Source organism: Mycolicibacter senuensis, from assembly GCF_002101885.1.
In the GTDB taxonomy this organism is placed as follows: Bacteria; Actinomycetota; Actinomycetes; order Mycobacteriales; family Mycobacteriaceae; genus Mycobacterium; species Mycobacterium senuense.
In genome coordinates this window covers 22,235-38,670 of record NZ_LQPS01000027.1, presented here as the reverse complement: position 1 = coordinate 38,670, position 16,436 = coordinate 22,235, and the positions used below count along the sequence as shown (strand labels likewise).

Sequence of the window (16,436 nt, the reverse complement as noted above, 5' to 3'; positions counted from 1 at the left end):
AACTTATGGGCGCGGTCCTCTCCCGGCAGGCGTACTTCGAGACGGGTCTCGAAGTGCTGTCGGAATTGGGATACGGCGGCCTCAAGCTGGCCGAAGTCTGCAACCGGCTCGGGGTGACGACGGGCTCGTTCTACCACTACTTCACCAGCTGGCCGGTCTACACCCGCGATCTGGTTCAGCACTGGCTGGACGACCGCACCGTCCAGCACGTGGAGTTCGCGCGGGCCCTGCCCGACCCACGCGAGCGTCTCGACAGCCTGATCCAGATCGGCCTGGCGCTGCCGCACGGCGCGGAGGCCGCGATCCGCTCCTGGGGTTCGGCGGACCCGCAGGTGCGCGCCGTGCAGACCCAGGTGGACCGGCAGCGGTTCGACATCATGTATGAGTCGGCGCTGGAGATCCTGCACGACGAACGTCAGGCGCACCTGTTCGCCAGCTGGGGCATGTACATGCTGATCGGTTATGAGCAGGCGCTACTACCCCGCGACAGTGCCGCGATCGCCTGGATAGCCGCCCAGTTGCTCGACGCACTGGACTCGGGACGATTCGCCGGCGCCGCGGGCAACGAAACCCCCGAACGGCCCTTCACAGCGAGCTGATCCGTTGCACCGCCAGCCGCGGCCCGCGCCGCGGTTCGACGGCCAGCCCGCTCTCGATCAGCAGTCGCACCACCCGGTGGCGGTGCGGTCGCATCGGCTCCAGCAGTTCGATCATGGCGTCGTCGTCGATCGGCCGGCCGAGCAGCGTCCAGCCGATCATCTTCGCGACGTGATAGTCGCCGACCGACAGCGCATCGGCGTCGCCGAAGGCACGCTGGGCCGTCTCGGCCGCGGTCCACACCCCGACACCGGGCAGCGACATCAGGGCCACTTGAGCCTCGTCCGCCGGCCTGCCCACCAGCCGTTCCAGCGACGCCGCCCGCTGCGCGCAACCGACCACGGTGCGGGCTCGCCCGCCGTCGACGTTGGCGCGGTGAAACTTCCACGACGGGATGGCCCGCCACACCTCGGCCGACGGCGGCACCCGCATCCGCGTCGGCGCCGGCCCGGGCGCGGGACCGCCGAACTCGGTGACCAGCACCCGCCAGGCCCGAAACGCATCGACGCCGGGCACCCGCTGTTCGAGCACCGCCGGGATGAGCGCTTCGAGCACCCGCCCGGTGCGGCCCAGCCGAAGGTGTGGCAGCCGGCGGTGTGCGGCGGCCACCGTCGGCTCGCTCGGCACGAAGTCCGAGGCGTCGTCGTCGGCGCCAAGCAGTCCCGGCAGCCCGTCGAGGAACTCCGCGGCGCCGTCGCCCCACGCCGTGCAGTCCACCGCGTCGGGCGCCGCCCGAGTGATCCGCGCCGTCACCGGGCCGCCGGGCATCAGGCTGGTCCGCCAGATGGCGCCGTCGATGATCTGCAGGCAGGGGTCACCGGGGCCGCGGCGCAGCGGGGACAGGGCCAGCGCGGGACTGGCCGGGCCGGAAAAGGTGATGGTACGGCGAAGCGAACTGTTGATGACGTGATCATAGGGACAGCGTCTCCACGTTGACCGCTTCGCGTCACCACGCCACGATGAACAGGTGGCCACCCCGTTCGACGACCCGCAGGCGGAATTGGCGTGGATGTTCCTGCAGGGCATCTGTGGCGACGACGACCTGGACGAGACCTTCAGCCTGGTCAGCGACGACTTCACCTACTGGAGCATCCTGACCCGTCGAGCGATCGATGCGGACGCCCTGCGCCAGCAGGTGGAGGAGCGCCGCCGCGGGCTGCGGATCACGCTGGATCTGACCCGCTGCATCAACGAGGGTGAGACGGTGGTGATCGAGGCGCACGGCGACTGCGTCACCGCCGACGGCGGCCACTACGACAGCCCGCTGGTGTTCATCGTCGACTGCCACGACGGCCAGATCGTGTCGGTGCGGGAGTACACCGAGACGCGGTTCGCCGGAGAGGTGCTGGGAATCTAGTCCGATCTAGTCCTGGCCGAGGCTGATCTCGGCCTTGTCCGGATAGAAGGCGAGGTGCCCGGCGATCGCGGCGACCGCGGGAAACGGTTGTTCGTAGGTCCAGATCGCATCGGCGACGGTCTGTCCGGCCGGGGTCGTCACGGTGTAGTAGGCGGCGTCGCCCTTGAACGGGCAGTACGTGGTCGTCTCGGTCCGGCTCAACATCTCGCGCCGGACGTCGGCCCGCGGAATGTACTGCACCGCAGGGCGGGTCGATTCTTGCAGCGTCAGCGCGTCGTCGGTGTCGGCGACGACTTCGCCGCCGATGCGCACCGTGACGTGCCGGCCGGTCGGGGTCACGGTGATCGGGTACTCGGCGGTCGGGAGGTGGACAGGTCGGTTGCCCGGGCTGTGCTGGGTCATGCGGGGGTCCCTCGCTTCCTGGCGTCACGCAGTTTCATCCAGAAACGCGCCGCCTCGCGGATCGATTCCTCCACCGGCCGGGGCCGCCAGCCCAACTCACGCACCGCCTTGGAGTGGTCGACCTCGGACTCGGCGCGCATCATCTTGACCGACGCCGTCGAGAGCTCGGCATCCTCGCCGCGCAGCCGGGCCTTCAGGCCACCCAGGGCACCGAGTGCGTACAGCATCGGCACCGAGATCGACCGCGCCGGCGGCGGCACCCCGGCCTCGTCCGCCGCGATCGCGCTGATCTCGGCGTTGGCGATCATCCGCTCGGAGATCAGGTACCGCTCACCGTTGCGGCCGTGTGCGGCGGCCAGGATCAGCGCCTGCGCGGCGTCTTCGACCCCGACGGCCTCCAGTCGGATGCCGTCCATCACGAACGGCAGCTTGCCGTAGACGGCGCCGGCGATGAACGCGCCGTGCGGGGTGCGTCCCCAGTCGCCGGCGCCGTAGGTGCTCGACACGCACATCGCCACCGCCGGGAGTCCGGCGTCGGCGGCGTAGCGCAGCACCAGGTCTTCGGCCTGCACCCGGGACCGAACATAGGGGGTGAGCCGGCGGCGGTCGATCTGGTCGGCCTCGGTGGCGACGTGGTCACGGCGGCGGCCGACGGTCACGTAGCTGCTGGTGAACACGAACCGGCGCAGCCCGGCGGCGATCGGCTCCTCGACCGCCACGTCGAGGACGTTGCGCAGGCCTTCGACGTTGGTGCGGAACAGCGGGGCCGGATCGCGCAGCCAGGCGCGGGTGTCGACGACGCAGTAGTAGATGTCGTCGCAGCCGGTCATCGCTTCGCGCAGCGTGGCGGTGTCGAACACGTCGCCGTGGTAGCGGGTGACGTCGAGGTCGTCGATCCCGACGGTGTTGGCGGTCGGGCGCACCATCACCCGGACGTCTTCAGCGGCATCGACGAGTTGGCGGGTGACGTGCGAGCCGAGAAAGCCGTTGGCGCCTACGACCAGCTTGGGGCCGAGCTTGGGCTTGCGGTTCACGCATTCCCTCCGAACTGCTTCATCCAGGCGGCCGCCTCGTCGTCCAGGGTGCCGAGCTCTTGGGCCTTGCGGCACCACTTCATCGAGGCGGCGACGAAGCGCAGCGGGTTGTAGATGTCCTCCTGACGGCGCCACAGGCCGTCGCCGGCATAGGTGATGATCGAGATGTTGGTGGCGCTGATGATGGTGCCGTCGCCGGGATCGCGCATCGGGTTGTCCAGTTCGCAGATGATCCGCCCGCCGGCCTCGTCGATGACCGACCACAGCGCCGGGAACTCGGTCATGTAGCTGCCCGGGAACGTCGACATGGTCTGGCGGATCCAGGGCCGCACCTCGTCGCGGCCGTGCATGGTGCCCATGGCGTGCTCGACGTATTCGACGTCGGGGGTGTAGTGGCTCACCCAGGCGTCCCAGTCCTTGGTCTCGGCGGCGCGGGCGACGGTCTGCTCGAAGGTCTCGAATGCGGCCGCGAGCTCCGCGCGGCTGAACTGCGGATTCGTCATGCGAAGAACTAGAACACGTTCTATCGGAGTTGTCGAGGGCGGTCGGAATCGAATCTGGGTTTATATTCGGATCAGTGTTACGGTGACGCCGTCGAGCCCACCGGTCTTAAGGAGATCGCCGTGACGCCCAGCAAACCGGCCGTCGGGCTGCATCACGCGGCCTACGCCTGCACCGACCTGGCGGCGACGCACCGCTTCTACCAAGACCTGCTGGGGTTTCCGCTGGTCCACACCGAGGTCGAACACCTGCAGGACGGCTACTTCCGGCACGTGTTCTACGACCTCGGCGACGGCTCGTGCATCGCGTTCTTCGACCTGCACGGCGTCGGCGAGAAACCCGACTGGTCGAGCTCGCTGTCGCGCCCGAACGGGCTGCCGGTGTGGGTGAATCACGTGGCGTTCCGGGCCACCGAGGAGAAGCAGAACGACGTCCGCGCCCGGATGGACGCCGCCGGCATCAAAGCGCTGATGGACGTCGACCACGGCTGGTGCCACTCGTTGTACTACCTGGACCCCAACGGCATCATGGTCGAGTTATGCCGGGACACACCCGGCTTCGAGCGCAACCCGGAGCAGGCGCATGCGCTGCTGACCAGCACCGAACGAGCGGCCGACCCCAAGGTGGTCACGTCCCGCTCGACCACCACCCAGCTCGGCTGAACCGGCCGCGCATGGGCCTCGACTCGCTGACGACGCTCGCCGTCGCCCACGACGGGCCGGTGGCCCGAGTGCTCATCGACCACGGCGAGCTCAATCTGATGGACGCCGCGATGATGGGCGACCTGTGGCGGCTGGTGAAATGGCTGCGCGCCGCGGGCGATCAGGTCCGGGTAGTAGTGCTGGAAAGCGCCAACCCGGAGTTCTTCATCGCCCACGTCGACCTGGCACTGCTGCAGGCCTCGGCCGAGGATCCCGAGGCCGCGGTCGGCTCGTTCCAGGACCTGGTCGGCGCATTCCGGGCGCTGGACCAGGTCACCGTCGGAGTGGTCGCCGGGCGGGTGGCCGGCGGCGGGATGGAGCTGCTGGTGAACCTGGATCTGCGGTTCGCGGTCACCGACCGGGCGGTGTTCAACCAGATCGAGACCGGAATCGGGGTCATCCCGGCCGGCTCGGGCCCGCAGCATCTGCATCGGCTGCTGGGGCGGGGCCGAGCGCTGGAGATCATGCTGGCCCACGACGACCTCGACGCCGCGCTCGCCGAACGCTACGGACTGGTCAACCGGGCGCTGGACGCAGGCGACGCCGCGGCGTTCGTCGACCGACTGGTGGGGCGCATCGCCACGGTGCCGCTGGCCGACATCGCCGCCATCAAGGCCGCCCTGGCCGCCCCGAACGTCGACACCGGTCTGGCGGTGGAGCGTTCGGCGTTCGCCGAGGTGCTCGGCCGGGGCGCGGCGCTGCCCAAGATGCAGCGCTTCCTGGCCGCCGGCGGCCAGACCCCGACCGGTGAACGCCGGCTGGCCGACCTGGTGGCCGGCCTCGACGCGACGGGACCGGCGTGACGGCCCGAAGCGGGCTGGCGGGCGCGTCCGCCGGCAGCCGTCCCACCGTGCGGGGCCGTGACACCCAGGCCCGCCTGGAACAGGCCGCCCGCGAGGTGATTGCCCGCAAGGGCTTCTTCAAGACGACGATCACCGACATCACCTCGGCGGCCAGGCGGTCACCGGCGTCGTTCTACCACTACTTCGACTCCAAGGAAGACCTGCTGGCATCGCTGGCCGAGGACTTCCGGGCCTTGGCCAAAAGCCGTGCGGTGCAGGCGTTGCACCCCGGCCAGGACCTGCGGGAGATCATCGAGGAATCGGTGCGGGCGCACTGGGAGACCTACCGCGAACACCTCGGCGTCATGGTCGGGGTGTTCCAGCTGGCGATGATCAACGACGAGTTCGCCCAGCGCTGGCGCGACATGTGCGCCGACGCGATCGACTGGGTGGCGCAGACGGTGCGCATGGCCCAGCGCAAGGGCTTCGGGACCGACGCGGATCCGGAGCTGGTCGGGTCGGCCATCGTGGCCATGCTCAACCACTTCACCTACGTCTGGCTGGTGGCCGGCGGTGACGTGGCGGGCCGCGAACTCGACGACGAAGCGGCGATCAAGACCCTCACCGACACCTGGTATCGGTCGGTGAGCTGGCGCGAACAGGGTTCATAACAAAAGGAGTTGAGCAGTGGCGGTAACTCGCGAATTCGTTTCGCTGACATCGGCGACCGGGGCGGTGAACCCGGCCGGCTATCACCCCGCGCAGGGGCTGTACTGGACCCCGGCCGGGGCCAAGCCGAAGGTGGCGGTGATCGCCAGCCACTACAACGTGGACTTCGCCGAGCACTATCTGGCGCCGCTGATCGCCGAACGCAGTTACGGCTTCCTGGGCTGGAACACCCGGTTCCGCAGCGGTGAGTCGATCTTCCTGCTCGAGCACGCGCTGCTGGACATCGCGGCGGGGGTGCAGTGGCTGCGCGAGCAGGCCGGCGTCGAGACGGTGGTGTTGCTCGGCAACTCCGGGGGCGGGTCGCTGATGGCCGCCTACCAGTCGCAAGCCGTCGACCCGCACATCACCGCGGTCGGCGGCGGCCCGGTGCCCGATGCGGTCAATACTTTGCCGCCCGGCGACCTGTACGTCTCCACCCAGGCCCACGCCGGCCGTCCGGAGGTGCTGACGGCCTGGATGGACCCATCGGTGACCGACGAGTCCGATCCGCTGTCGTGCGACCCGGCCCTGGACATGTACGCCGAGCAGAACGCGCCGCCGTACCCACCGGAGTTCATCACCCGCTACCGCCAGGCGCAGCGGGACCGCAACGACCGGATCACCGCGTGGGCGCAAGCCGAATTGCAGCGACTCAACGCCGCCGGAACCTACGATCGCTCGTTCTCGGTGCACCGGGTGTGGGCCGACCCCCGCTACCTGGATGCCTCGCTCGACCCGTCGGATCGTCCGCTGAACCGGTGCTATCTGGGTGACCCGCGGCGTGCCAACCGGGCGCCGTACAACATCGCCGCGCACTGCACGTTGCGAACCTGGCTGTCGATGTGGAGCCTGCAGACCTCGTTCTGTCAGGGCGCCCCGCACCTGAGCCGGATCACCTTGCCCGCCTTGGTGATCCAAGGCACCGCGGACACCGGCGTCTTCCCCAGCGACGCCCACCACATCCACGACTCGTTGGCCAGCACCGACAAGCAACTGCACCTCATCGCCGGCGACCACTACTTCGAGCAGCCCACCGACAGCCGGACGGTATGCGCCGATCTGGTGGCGTCCTGGATCGCCGAACGAACCTGATGGGCGCGCTCGACTTCGACTTCCGCGACCCGGACCTGCATGCCGATCCGCTGACGTATCAGCGGCGATTCGCCGACGCGGACCCGGTACACCGCAACAGCCAGGGACTGTGGGTGCTGACCCGTCACGCCGACGTGCTGGCGATACTGCGCGACGAACGCGCCGGCACCGACCGGCGAAACCTGTACCGCGGCAAGCTCGATGCGGGCCGGCCCTATCTGACCCACGTCGAGCACAACCTGTTCTACCGGTCCGGCGACGACCACCGGCGGCTGCGGGCCCCGCTGTCGCGGGCGTTCACCCCGCGGGCGCTGGCCTCCTTCGAAGCCGAAGTCGCCGCCCGCGCCCGGACACTCGCGGCCGCGCTGGACCCGGCCGGCTTCGACCTGGTGGCCGAGTTCGCCAAACCGTTGCCGCTGGGTGCGATCGCCACCCTGCTGGGGGTGCCCGACAGCGAACTGGGCAACCTGCAGGACTGGTCGATGGCGCTCATCGCCGCGCTGGAGCCGGCGGCGCCGCGGTCGGTGTTCACCGCCGCCGACGACGCCGCTGCCGGGATGAAGGCCCTGCTCGCCGATCTGCTGGCGCTGCGCCGCGCCGACCCGGGCCACGATCTGCTGTCGGTGGTGGCCGCCAGCGGGCTGCCGGTCTCCGATGACGAACTGCTGCACAACGCCATCTTCTTGTTGTCGGCCGGGCACGACACCACCACGGCGGTACTCACGGGGGCGACCGCGTTGCTGATCGAGAATCCCGGTCAACGGCGCCTGCTGGCCGACCCCCGGGCCGCGCCGCACGCCGTCGACGAGCTGGTCCGGCTCATCAGCCCGGCCATGATGATCTCCCGGGTCGCCGAGGCGCCCATCGCGATCGGCCGCGGGAAGGGCACCGCGGTCATCGACACCGGTGCCCCGATCCTGCTCGGGCTGGCCGCCGCCAACCGGGATCCGGCGGTGTTTCCCGAACCCGACCGGCTCGACCTGACCCGGCCGCAGACCGGCCAGCTGGGCTTCGGGTTCGGCCCGCACGTCTGCCTGGGCGCCCCGCTGGCCCGGATGCAGATCCGGTCGGGACTGCTCGCGCTGTTCGGCCGATTCGCCGAGCTGACCGCGCAGGCGCCGCCGCAGCGCGAGCCCAGCGCGGTGTTGACCAGCTACCGCTCCTATCCACTGGCGGTCCCGGGCTGAGCCGGGATAATCGGAGACATGACTGATTTCCCGAAAGCGATACTGGCCGGCGGGTGCTTCTGGGGCATGCAGGATCTGATCCGCAGGCAACCCGGGGTGGTGGCCACCCGGGTCGGCTACACCGGCGGCGAGGTACCGAACGCCACCTACCGCAACCACGGCAACCACGCCGAGGCCATCGAGATCACCTTTGACCCGTCGGCGACCGACTACCGCAGCCTGCTGGAGTTCTTCTTCGCCATCCACGACCCGACCACCCGCAACCGGCAAGGCAACGACGTCGGGCCGAGCTACCGGTCGGCGATCTTCTACGTCGATGACGAGCAGCGGCAGGTCGCGCTGGACACCATCGCCGAGGTGGACGCGTCCGGACGCTGGCCCGGCAAGGTGGTGACCGAGGTCAGCCCGGCCGGTGATTTCTGGGAGGCCGAACCCGAGCACCAGGACTACCTGGAGCGGTTCCCGAACGGCTACACCTGCCACTACATCCGGCCGGACTGGCAGCTGCAGCGTCAGCCGTAGCGCCGTCGAGCACCGGGCGACTACTTGCCGTGTGTCCGCAGCTGATACAGCCCGCGGGTGGTGGCGACGGTGTTGCCGTCGGCGTCGGTGACCACGGCCTCCAGGGTGTAGTCGGCCTTGCCTCGTTCGGCGGCCTCGGCGCCGATCCGGGCGATCTCGGCGGCATCGAGGCAGGCCTCGGCCCGCAGCTGTGATTTGGCCATCCCGACGAATGAGATGTCGATGTTCTTCACCAGCGGGAAGTACCTGGCGGTATCGAAGCTGCTCAACGCGATGATGCCGCCGAGGACCTCGGCCACGGTGAACTGCACGCCGGCATACACCACCCCGAAGTGGTTGCCGTTGCCCTCGAACGGGACGGTGGCGGCGGCGTAGCCATCGCCGACCTCGACGACCTGCACCCCCATCCGATGCGCGGCGGGGATGGTGTGTTCGATCGCGGCGTTGAACATCTCGACACGTTGCGCGGCCTGTCGCTCATCAGCGCATCTTAGCCGCGGCGGTGCACGGTGATCCGCCCACCGTTCTTCGGTGTGAAGGCCACGCCCCGGGAGTGGTACTTCTCCCCCGGCGCAGCGCTGGGTTCGATAGCGAAGTGCCGCAACACGGTTCGCAACACGAGGTCCATCTCCAGGTTGGCGAACGCCGAGCCCGGGCAGCGCCGGCTGCCGCCGCCGTAGGGCAGCCATTCGAACGCCGACGGGCTGCCCTCGAGGTAGCGCTGCGGATCGAAGCGGTTCGGCTCGTCGAACACGGCGGGGTTCTGGTGGATCTGGTTGAGTCCCACGATCACCCCGTACCCGCGGGGAATGACCCATTCGCCGATCTGGACGCTGGGAGCGTAGACGTGCCGGCCGGCGAAGTCGATCACGGTACGCACCCGCTGGACCTCGCGAATCGTGGCGCGCCGCAACTTGTTCTCGTCGGTTCCGGCCTCGGCGGTGAGCTCGTCGAGCAGCCGCGGATGGCGGCTTAGCCGCTCGAACACCCAGGCCATCGTCGACGCCGTGGTCTCATGGCCGGCCGCCAGAAAGGTCAGCAGCTCGTCGCCGATCTCCTGGCGGGTCATCGCCGTACCGTCGTCGTAGCTGCTGCTCAGCAGCAGTGTCAGCACGTCGGTGCGGTTCTCGAAGTTCGGGTCGGCGCGCACGTCGTCGATCAGCTTGTCCAGAATCGCTTCGTACTGTTCACGCCACGCGGCCAACCGGCCCCATGGGGTGAACCGCCCATAGTTGCGGATCGGCATGGGCAGTGCCACCAGCCGCGAACCCAGCGTCACCCACTTGGGCAGGCCCGCCCGCAATTGGTCCAGTTCAGCGCCTTCCGCCCCGAAGATCGCCCGCAGAATCACGTTCAGGGTGATCCGGTTCATCGGCGACAGCGTCTCGAAGGGTTTGCCGATCGGCCAGTCGGCGATCTCGCGGCGCGTCTCCTCGACGACGATCTGCTCGTAGGCCCGAATGCTCTTGCCGTGGAACGGCGGGCTCAACAGATTGCGACGGCGGCGGTGCTCGGCGCCGTCGAGGGCGAACACCGAGCCGGGCCCGAGGATCCGGGACAGGTTGGGCTGGATGTTGCCGAGGTCCTCGGGGTTGGCCAGGAACACCTGCTTGGCCAGGTCCGGTTCGGTCACGAAGACCGTCGGCCCGAACACCGGACTGTCGACGGTGAAGGCGGCGCCGTAGCGGCGCGTCAGGGCACCCATCAGCCGGCGCCGGTCCAGGGTGAACAGCAGGGCGCTCACCACCTTGGGAATCGGCGGCTTGGGCGGGAGTTTGATCGCCGGTGCGCCCTCGGCGTCGTGCCGCTGCGGGGTCTGGTTGGTAACCGTCTGGGTCATGCGATGCCTCCCGAGGCGATCTGTGGTACCGACGCGTACCAAACGCTTGGCGAACACGGTACTCTCTAGTACCAGGGACTGGCAAGGCTCACGGGAGAGGTGCGGGGATGACGGCGCTGGCGGCCGACGGCGAGGTGACGGGCGCCGCCGACCCGTTTCGGCGCCGGCTGCTCGACGGCCTGGCCGACTCGATCGCCGAGCGCGGCTACCGCGCCAGCACCGTCGCCGACATCGTGCGCGCCGCCCGAACCTCCAAGCGCACCTTCTATGACCGCTTCGCCAGCAAGGAGGAATGCTTCCTGGAGTTGTTGCGCGCCGACAACGAGGCGCTGGCCCTGCGGATCCGCGCCGCGGTCGATCCGCAGGCCGACTGGCAGGAGCAGATCCGCCACGCGGTGGGGGCCTACGTCGCCCAGATCCGGTCCCGGCCGGCCATCACGCTGAGCTGGATCCGCGAACTGCCCTCCCTGGGCGAAGTGGCGCGGCCCGCCCAGCGGCGCGGTCTGGATCTGATGTCGAACCTGCTGGTCGAACTCAGCGGTAGCCCGGGATTCGCGCGTGTGGACCTGCCGCCGTTGAGCCCGGCACTGGCGGTGATCCTGCTGGGCGGCCTGCGGGAGCTGACCGCGCTGGCAGTCGAGGACGGCACCGACATCGGCGCGATCATCGAGCCGGCGGTCGATGCGTCGATTGCCCTGCTGGGTCCCCGGCGCTGATCTACGGTTGACCCGTCAGGGGCACGGAGAATCGAAGAGGACCACCATGCGACTCTCAACGCGCAATCAACTCACCGGAACCATCACCGACCTGGACGTCGGCGCAGTGATGGCTGTGGTCAAGATCCGGCTCGACGGCGGCGAGCAGGTGATCACCTCGTCGGTCACCCGCGACGCCGCCCTCGAACTCGGCCTCGAGGTCGGTCAGCCGGCGACGGTGTTCATCAAATCGACCGAGGTCACCGTCGGGGTCGAGTAGCCCCTGTTGCCCGCTAATTCCAGGGCAGCGCCAGCTTCCAGATCTTGCGGACCACGCTGCCGAACTGCTTGAGCAGCGGGCCGGTGTTGTACGGGACGCCGTAGCGTTCGCAGATCTCGCGCACCCGCGGTGCGATTTCGGCGTAGCGGTGCGCGGGCAGGTCGGGGAACAGGTGGTGCTCCACCTGGAACGACAGGTTGCCGGTCAGGATGTGGAACCACTTGCCGCCGGTCAGGTTCGCCGAACCGAGAATCTGGCGGTAGTACCACATTCCGCGGGACTCGTTCTCGGTCTCCTCGACGGTGAATTCCTGTGTGCCATCGGGGAAGTGCCCGCAGAAGATGATGGTGTAGGACCACACGTTGCGCATCAGGTTGGCGGACAGGTTGCCCGCGAACACCAGCGGCGCGAACGGGCCCGCCAACAGCGGGAAGGCCACGTAGTCCTTGAGGGTCTGGCGGCGCACCTTCTGCCAGGTCTCCCGCAGCATCTCGCGCTTGTCGGCGAATCCGATCTCGCCGGCCCGGATGCGTTCGGTCTCCAGCTCGTGCACCGCCACCCCGTACTGGAACAACACCATCAGCAGGAACGCGTAGAGCGGGTTGCCCAGAAAGTAGGGCTCCCAGGGCTGTTTTTCGCTCATCCGCAGGATGCCGTAGCCGACATCGCGATCCATCCCGACGATGTTGGTGTGGGTGTGGTGCATGTAGTTGTGCGAGTGCCGCCACTGATCGCCCGGGCAGGCGTTGTCCCACTCGAAGTCCTTGCCGTACAACGCGGGTTCGCCCATCCAGTCGTACTGGCCGTGCATGACATTGTGGCCGATCTCCATGTTGTCGAGGATCTTCGACAACCCCAGCATGACCGTGCCGGCCAGCCAGGCCGGCGGGATGATGCTGAAGAACAGCAGGGCGCGCCCACCGACCTCAAGCGTGCGCTGCGCCTTGATGATGTTGTGGATGTACTCGGCGTCGCGCTCGCCGAGATCATCGAGGACTTCTTGGCGGATGGCGTCGAGTTCTGCGCCGAACGCGTCGAGGTTGGCCGGGAGGCCCGGGCGATTGCCGGCCAGCGGCTGTTCGAGTTGCGGCTGTTCGGTCTGCGGCCGCTCGAGGACTGACTGCGTCATGGTTGGCTCCTTTACTCGTCGTTTTCTGTGACTCGGAATCTCCCGACGCGACACGCGGTGGTGGCGTCGTGTGATTCCGACTCACGGGTGGTCATTGGTCCTACAGGTCGATTTCGACGTCGCCGACGGGCACCGACACACAGATCTGGATGTCTTCGCTCTCGGCGGTCGAGACCGCCCCGGTGATCAGATTTCGCACCGTGCCGGCGGTTTTGCGGCAGGTGCAGCTGTGACAGATGCCCATCCGGCATCCGCTGGCCGGTTGCAGTCCGGCCGATTCGGCCTGCTCCAGCAGCGACCGCCCGTCATCGGCCACCGCGATGGTGCTGCCGAGGAAGGTGACCTGACCACCGGACGGGTCGGCGGTGAATTGCGGCGGCACGAAGCTCTCCGAAATCGCGTCGGGCCGCTGCTCGCGCACCGCGGCCACCAGCGCCGGCGGGCCGCACACGTACACCGCATCCGGCTCCGGTCCGGCCGCCCGCAGGTGCTCGGCGTCGAAGTGGCCGCGCAAATCGCCGGCTTCCGGTGCGCGGGTGTAGCCGTGCAGCACCTGCACCCGCGGCATCGCGGCGAGTTCGTCGCGGTAGCAGGCCTCCTCGGGAGTGCGCGCGTAGTGGATGAACGTCAGCCGGCCCGCATAGCGTTCGGCGAGCAGGGTGCGCGCCATCGACATCACAGGGGTGATGCCGCTGCCACCGGAGACCAGCAGGATGCGCCGCGGGCGGATCGCCGGCAGCACGAAGTCGCCGCCGACCTTGTCCAGCCCGACGACCATGCCGGGCCGGGCGTTGCGGTACAGGTGCTCGGAGACCAGGCCGGCCTCGTGGCGCCCGATGGTGAGCTCGATGAGCCGCTGCCCCTCGGCGCTGGCCGGCGAGTAACACCGGGTGCGCCGGCGCCCGTCGATCTCGACGGACAGGTTGATGTGCTGGCCCGCCTTGAACCCGCCGAACGCGCCGTTGGGTTCCAAGAGCAGAGTCACGCTGCGCGGGGTGGCGCGCCGCACGGCGACGACCCGGGCGCGGGCGTCGGCGCGGCTCCAGGTCGGTGACACCAGCTCGGTGTAGCGGTCGACCCCGTGCGGCCCGGTGAGCAGGTCGACCAGGCTGGAGCCCAGCACCCGCCGTGTCAAAGTTTGAGTGAACATACGTACACCGTGAACACTTGTTTACGATCCGTCAAGGGCTTTCGGCCGGTTGTGTTACGCTTCACACCCAGTGAACAGTCGTACGCCGAATTTACGGTCCGGGCGGACCAGGCCACCGCGGCCGCCCCGTCCCGAGCGTCCCGCCCGGCCCGAACGGCCGGAGCGGATGTCGCGCGAGGAGCGCAAAGAGGCCACCCGGCGCGCCATCATCAGCGCGGCGCTGACCCTGCTGGAGGAACGCAGCTTCAGCGCGCTGAGCCTGCGCGAGGTGACCCGGGCCGCCCACATCGTGCCGGCGGCGTTCTACCGCCATTTCGAGTCGATGGACGCGCTGGGTCTGGTGCTCATCGACGAGTCGTTCGGGGCGCTGCGCGAGACGCTGCGCGACGCCCGCACCGGCGGGGTCGACCCCAACCGGGTCATCGAGTCCTCCGTGGAGGTACTGGCCGACAGCGTGGCGTCGCGCCGCGAGTACTGGCGGTTCATCAACCGGGAGCGGTTCAGCGGCATGACGGTGCTGCGCTATGCGATCCGCACCGAGATCCGCTTGATCACCGCCGAGCTGGCCACCGACCTGGCGCGCTTCCCGGCGTTGAGCGCGTGGAGCACCGAGGATCTGAACATCCTGGCGGGACTGTTCGTCAACGCGATGACCGTCACCGCCGAGGCCATCGAGGAGGCCCCGGACGAGGACACCCTCGCCGAGATCAAACATGTTGCCGTCAAACAACTCCGGATGATCGCTCTGGCTGTCGGCGGCTGGCGCAGCAAGCCCTGAGCGGTGAGCCCCGCAGCGCGCCGCGGGGCACGGGTGGACCGCACCGGCGGGGCGGGCCCGATGGTGTCGCAGCCGGCCGCGCCGCCCAAACGCGCAGCTACTCCACAGAATACTCAGTAACTTCCTGGCTTAATAAGCACATATTCGCGAAAACTGAGCTTTTCCTGGGTTTCTGCTAGTGTCTCGCGCAACTGACGTGGGCAACTTCGACGAGGGACACGATCGTGACGACAATCAAGCAGTTCCTGTGTGGTGCGACCGTCGCCGGCATGGTCGCCGGGACCGGGGCGGCCGTCGGGGTGCCGTCGGGACTGTCGGCGCTGACCGCCGACTGGCTGCTCGCCGCCGAGCACGTGCTGCTGATCGGGGTCGACGGCGTCAACCTCTCCAAGGTTTTGGAGTACGCCTACGGCGACGACAGTGGCTTCAAGACGGCGATGGAGCAGGGCATCACCGGGGCCTCAAGCCTGACCAATCACACGACGCTGTCCGGGCCGTCGTGGTCGACGGTCCTCACCGGGGTGTGGGACGACAAGCACGGTGTCTTCAACAACCTGTTCCGGCCCGAGCCGTACAACCAGTGGCCGTCGGTGTTCAACCTGATCGAGTACCACAAGCCGGAGGTCGACACGACGATCATCAGCAACTGGGAGTACCTCAACCAGTTGGCCGGGGCGGGCGGCTATTCGGTCGACAACAACGTCTTCGTCGAGGCGGGGGACAGCCCGGCCGACTCCGACGCGCAGGTCACCGCGCTCACCATCGCCCAGATCCTGGGCACGGAGGACAATCCGGATGACATCTCGAGTTTCCTGTTCTCCTACCAGTCGCAGGCCGACCACGCCGGACACTCGTTCGCCGGCGGCTCGGAAGAGTACATGCAATCCATCATCAACCTCGGGGCCAACATCCAACAGATCCTGGCCGCGATCGCCCACGTACAGACGATCACCGGCGATGACTGGTCGATCATCCTCACCACCGACCACGGCCACCAGCAGACGGTGACCCTGCCCGGTCTCAGCATCGGCCACGGCTTCCAGTCGCCCAACGAGACGTCGACTTTCGTCATCTTCGATCAAGCCGGCGATGACTCGCAGGACGGCAGCCAGAACCTGGCTTACTCCACGGTCGACATCACGCCCACGATCCTGTCACTGTTCGGCATCCCGCTGCGCTCAGACTTCGACGGAGTCTCCCTGGTGGACGACCCGTCCGTGCTGAACAGCCACGTCACGCCCGACGATCTCCAGCAGGCGCTGCTCGCCGCGATCGCGATGTACGGCTACCCGAATATCGGCAACGACATCACGCTGGCCGTCCGGACCGTGATCGGGTCCGTGCCGTACTTCCTGGACAAGTTCGTGACCGGGATCGACAACTTCCTGCAGTCGATCGTCGACCAGGACATCTTCCTGATCAGCGGGCTCGCCGAGATCGCCCAGCAGATCAACGAGTTCTTCGGCGGTCTGACGGTGGACGTGACCAACACGGTGGCACACGGATTCGCGTATCTGCTCGGGGCGGGCGTGATCGCCCCAACCGATGCACCGCTGCCGGGGGCGGCCGAGTTCACCGGATCGTTGGAGTCGCTGCTGGCCGGCGACACCTTCACCGCTCCCGACGTCGGCGACCTCGACCTGCCGCTGCTGCTCGACGTCGACGCATTGCTGGGCTGACG

Annotated in this window: 20 protein-coding genes; 12 read left to right on the top strand and 8 right to left on the bottom strand. The window is 68.4% G+C overall.

What is annotated here, in order from left to right:
• Positions 1–5 precede the first annotated feature (5 nt).
• On the top strand, positions 6–599 hold the full coding sequence (locus AWC24_RS05975; RefSeq protein ID WP_085082999.1) for a TetR/AcrR family transcriptional regulator: 594 nt from the start codon (positions 6–8) through the stop codon (positions 597–599).
• Here AWC24_RS05975 and AWC24_RS05970 read toward each other — a convergent pair.
• Positions 586–1,500 carry a DNA-3-methyladenine glycosylase family protein gene (locus tag AWC24_RS05970; protein WP_085083062.1) on the bottom strand — a complete coding sequence of 305 codons (915 nt, stop codon included), beginning with the start codon at positions 1,498–1,500 and terminating at the stop codon, positions 586–588. The two genes, AWC24_RS05975 and AWC24_RS05970, sit on opposite strands and share 14 nt — an antisense overlap.
• Before the next feature lie 64 nt (positions 1,501–1,564).
• Here AWC24_RS05970 and AWC24_RS05965 point away from each other — a divergent pair, with 64 nt between their 5' ends.
• Positions 1,565–1,954, top strand: coding sequence for a nuclear transport factor 2 family protein (locus AWC24_RS05965; protein ID WP_085083060.1), 390 nt, complete (start codon positions 1,565–1,567; stop codon positions 1,952–1,954).
• Positions 1,955–1,960: 6 nt separating this feature from the next.
• Here AWC24_RS05965 and AWC24_RS05960 read toward each other — a convergent pair whose 3' ends face one another.
• Genes AWC24_RS05960 through AWC24_RS05950 form a run of 3 tightly spaced genes read right to left on the bottom strand, consistent with a single transcriptional unit; the run spans position 1,961 to position 3,893 of the window.
• Complete coding sequence (locus AWC24_RS05960) at positions 1,961–2,356, bottom strand: DUF427 domain-containing protein (protein WP_085082997.1); 396 nt, start codon at positions 2,354–2,356, stop codon at positions 1,961–1,963.
• Entirely contained in the window at positions 2,353–3,390 is a 1,038-nt protein-coding gene (locus AWC24_RS05955; protein WP_085082995.1) for an NAD-dependent epimerase/dehydratase family protein, read from the bottom strand. Before AWC24_RS05955 ends, AWC24_RS05960 begins: the two co-directional genes overlap by 4 nt.
• Positions 3,387–3,893, bottom strand: a complete 507-nt coding sequence (locus tag AWC24_RS05950; protein WP_085082993.1) for a nuclear transport factor 2 family protein — start codon at positions 3,891–3,893, stop codon at positions 3,387–3,389. Before AWC24_RS05950 ends, AWC24_RS05955 begins: the two co-directional genes overlap by 4 nt.
• A gap of 120 nt (positions 3,894–4,013) precedes the next feature.
• On the opposite strand from AWC24_RS05950, the gene AWC24_RS05945 reads away from it, so the two are divergent.
• Genes AWC24_RS05945 through msrA form a run of 6 tightly spaced genes read left to right on the top strand, consistent with a single transcriptional unit; the run spans position 4,014 to position 8,883 of the window.
• Complete coding sequence (locus AWC24_RS05945) at positions 4,014–4,553, top strand: VOC family protein (RefSeq protein WP_163705487.1); 540 nt, start codon at positions 4,014–4,016, stop codon at positions 4,551–4,553.
• 11 nt (positions 4,554–4,564) lie between these two features.
• Positions 4,565–5,395 carry an enoyl-CoA hydratase/isomerase family protein gene (locus AWC24_RS05940; RefSeq protein ID WP_085082989.1) on the top strand — a complete coding sequence of 277 codons (831 nt, stop codon included), beginning with the start codon at positions 4,565–4,567 and terminating at the stop codon, positions 5,393–5,395.
• Entirely contained in the window at positions 5,392–6,045 is a 654-nt protein-coding gene (locus AWC24_RS05935) for a TetR/AcrR family transcriptional regulator (RefSeq protein ID WP_234807273.1), read from the top strand. Before AWC24_RS05940 ends, AWC24_RS05935 begins: the two co-directional genes overlap by 4 nt.
• A gap of 16 nt (positions 6,046–6,061) precedes the next feature.
• Positions 6,062–7,174: an alpha/beta hydrolase gene (locus AWC24_RS05930; RefSeq protein ID WP_085082987.1), complete on the top strand. Its 1,113-nt coding sequence runs from the start codon at positions 6,062–6,064 to the stop codon at positions 7,172–7,174.
• Entirely contained in the window at positions 7,174–8,361 is a 1,188-nt protein-coding gene (locus AWC24_RS05925; RefSeq protein WP_163705485.1) for a cytochrome P450, read from the top strand. The genes AWC24_RS05930 and AWC24_RS05925 overlap by 1 nt, the downstream gene beginning before the upstream one ends.
• An 18-nt stretch (positions 8,362–8,379) precedes the next feature.
• Complete coding sequence (msrA, locus tag AWC24_RS05920) at positions 8,380–8,883, top strand: peptide-methionine (S)-S-oxide reductase MsrA (RefSeq protein WP_085082983.1); 504 nt, start codon at positions 8,380–8,382, stop codon at positions 8,881–8,883.
• Between the two features lie 20 nt (positions 8,884–8,903).
• Here the strand turns inward: msrA and AWC24_RS05915 are convergent, their stop codons facing one another.
• Both AWC24_RS05915 and AWC24_RS05910 read right to left on the bottom strand, forming a co-directional pair.
• Positions 8,904–9,335 carry a PaaI family thioesterase gene (locus tag AWC24_RS05915; protein WP_085082981.1) on the bottom strand — a complete coding sequence of 144 codons (432 nt, stop codon included), beginning with the start codon at positions 9,333–9,335 and terminating at the stop codon, positions 8,904–8,906.
• A gap of 38 nt (positions 9,336–9,373) precedes the next feature.
• A complete protein-coding gene (locus AWC24_RS05910) occupies positions 9,374–10,723 on the bottom strand; it encodes a cytochrome P450 (protein WP_085082979.1) in 1,350 nt (449 codons plus the stop codon).
• A gap of 107 nt (positions 10,724–10,830) precedes the next feature.
• Here AWC24_RS05910 and AWC24_RS05905 point away from each other — a divergent pair, with 107 nt between their 5' ends.
• Together AWC24_RS05905 and AWC24_RS05900 are read left to right on the top strand one after the other, a co-directional pair.
• Positions 10,831–11,439, top strand: coding sequence for a TetR/AcrR family transcriptional regulator (locus AWC24_RS05905; RefSeq protein ID WP_085082977.1), 609 nt, complete (start codon positions 10,831–10,833; stop codon positions 11,437–11,439).
• A gap of 46 nt (positions 11,440–11,485) precedes the next feature.
• Positions 11,486–11,698, top strand: a complete 213-nt coding sequence (locus AWC24_RS05900) for a TOBE domain-containing protein (RefSeq protein WP_085082975.1) — start codon at positions 11,486–11,488, stop codon at positions 11,696–11,698.
• A gap of 13 nt (positions 11,699–11,711) precedes the next feature.
• On the opposite strand, the gene AWC24_RS05895 is transcribed toward AWC24_RS05900, so the two are convergent.
• Entirely contained in the window at positions 11,712–12,827 is a 1,116-nt protein-coding gene (locus tag AWC24_RS05895; protein WP_234807272.1) for a fatty acid desaturase family protein, read from the bottom strand.
• A gap of 100 nt (positions 12,828–12,927) precedes the next feature.
• On the bottom strand, positions 12,928–13,977 hold the full coding sequence (locus tag AWC24_RS05890; RefSeq protein WP_085082973.1) for a flavin reductase family protein: 1,050 nt from the start codon (positions 13,975–13,977) through the stop codon (positions 12,928–12,930).
• Positions 13,978–14,047: 70 nt separating this feature from the next.
• Between AWC24_RS05890 and AWC24_RS05885 the strand changes: the two genes are divergently transcribed.
• Entirely contained in the window at positions 14,048–14,755 is a 708-nt protein-coding gene (locus AWC24_RS05885) for a TetR family transcriptional regulator (RefSeq protein WP_085082971.1), read from the top strand.
• Positions 14,756–14,979: 224 nt separating this feature from the next.
• Complete coding sequence (locus AWC24_RS05880; protein ID WP_085082969.1) at positions 14,980–16,434, top strand: alkaline phosphatase family protein; 1,455 nt, start codon at positions 14,980–14,982, stop codon at positions 16,432–16,434.
• Positions 16,435–16,436 lie beyond the last annotated feature (2 nt).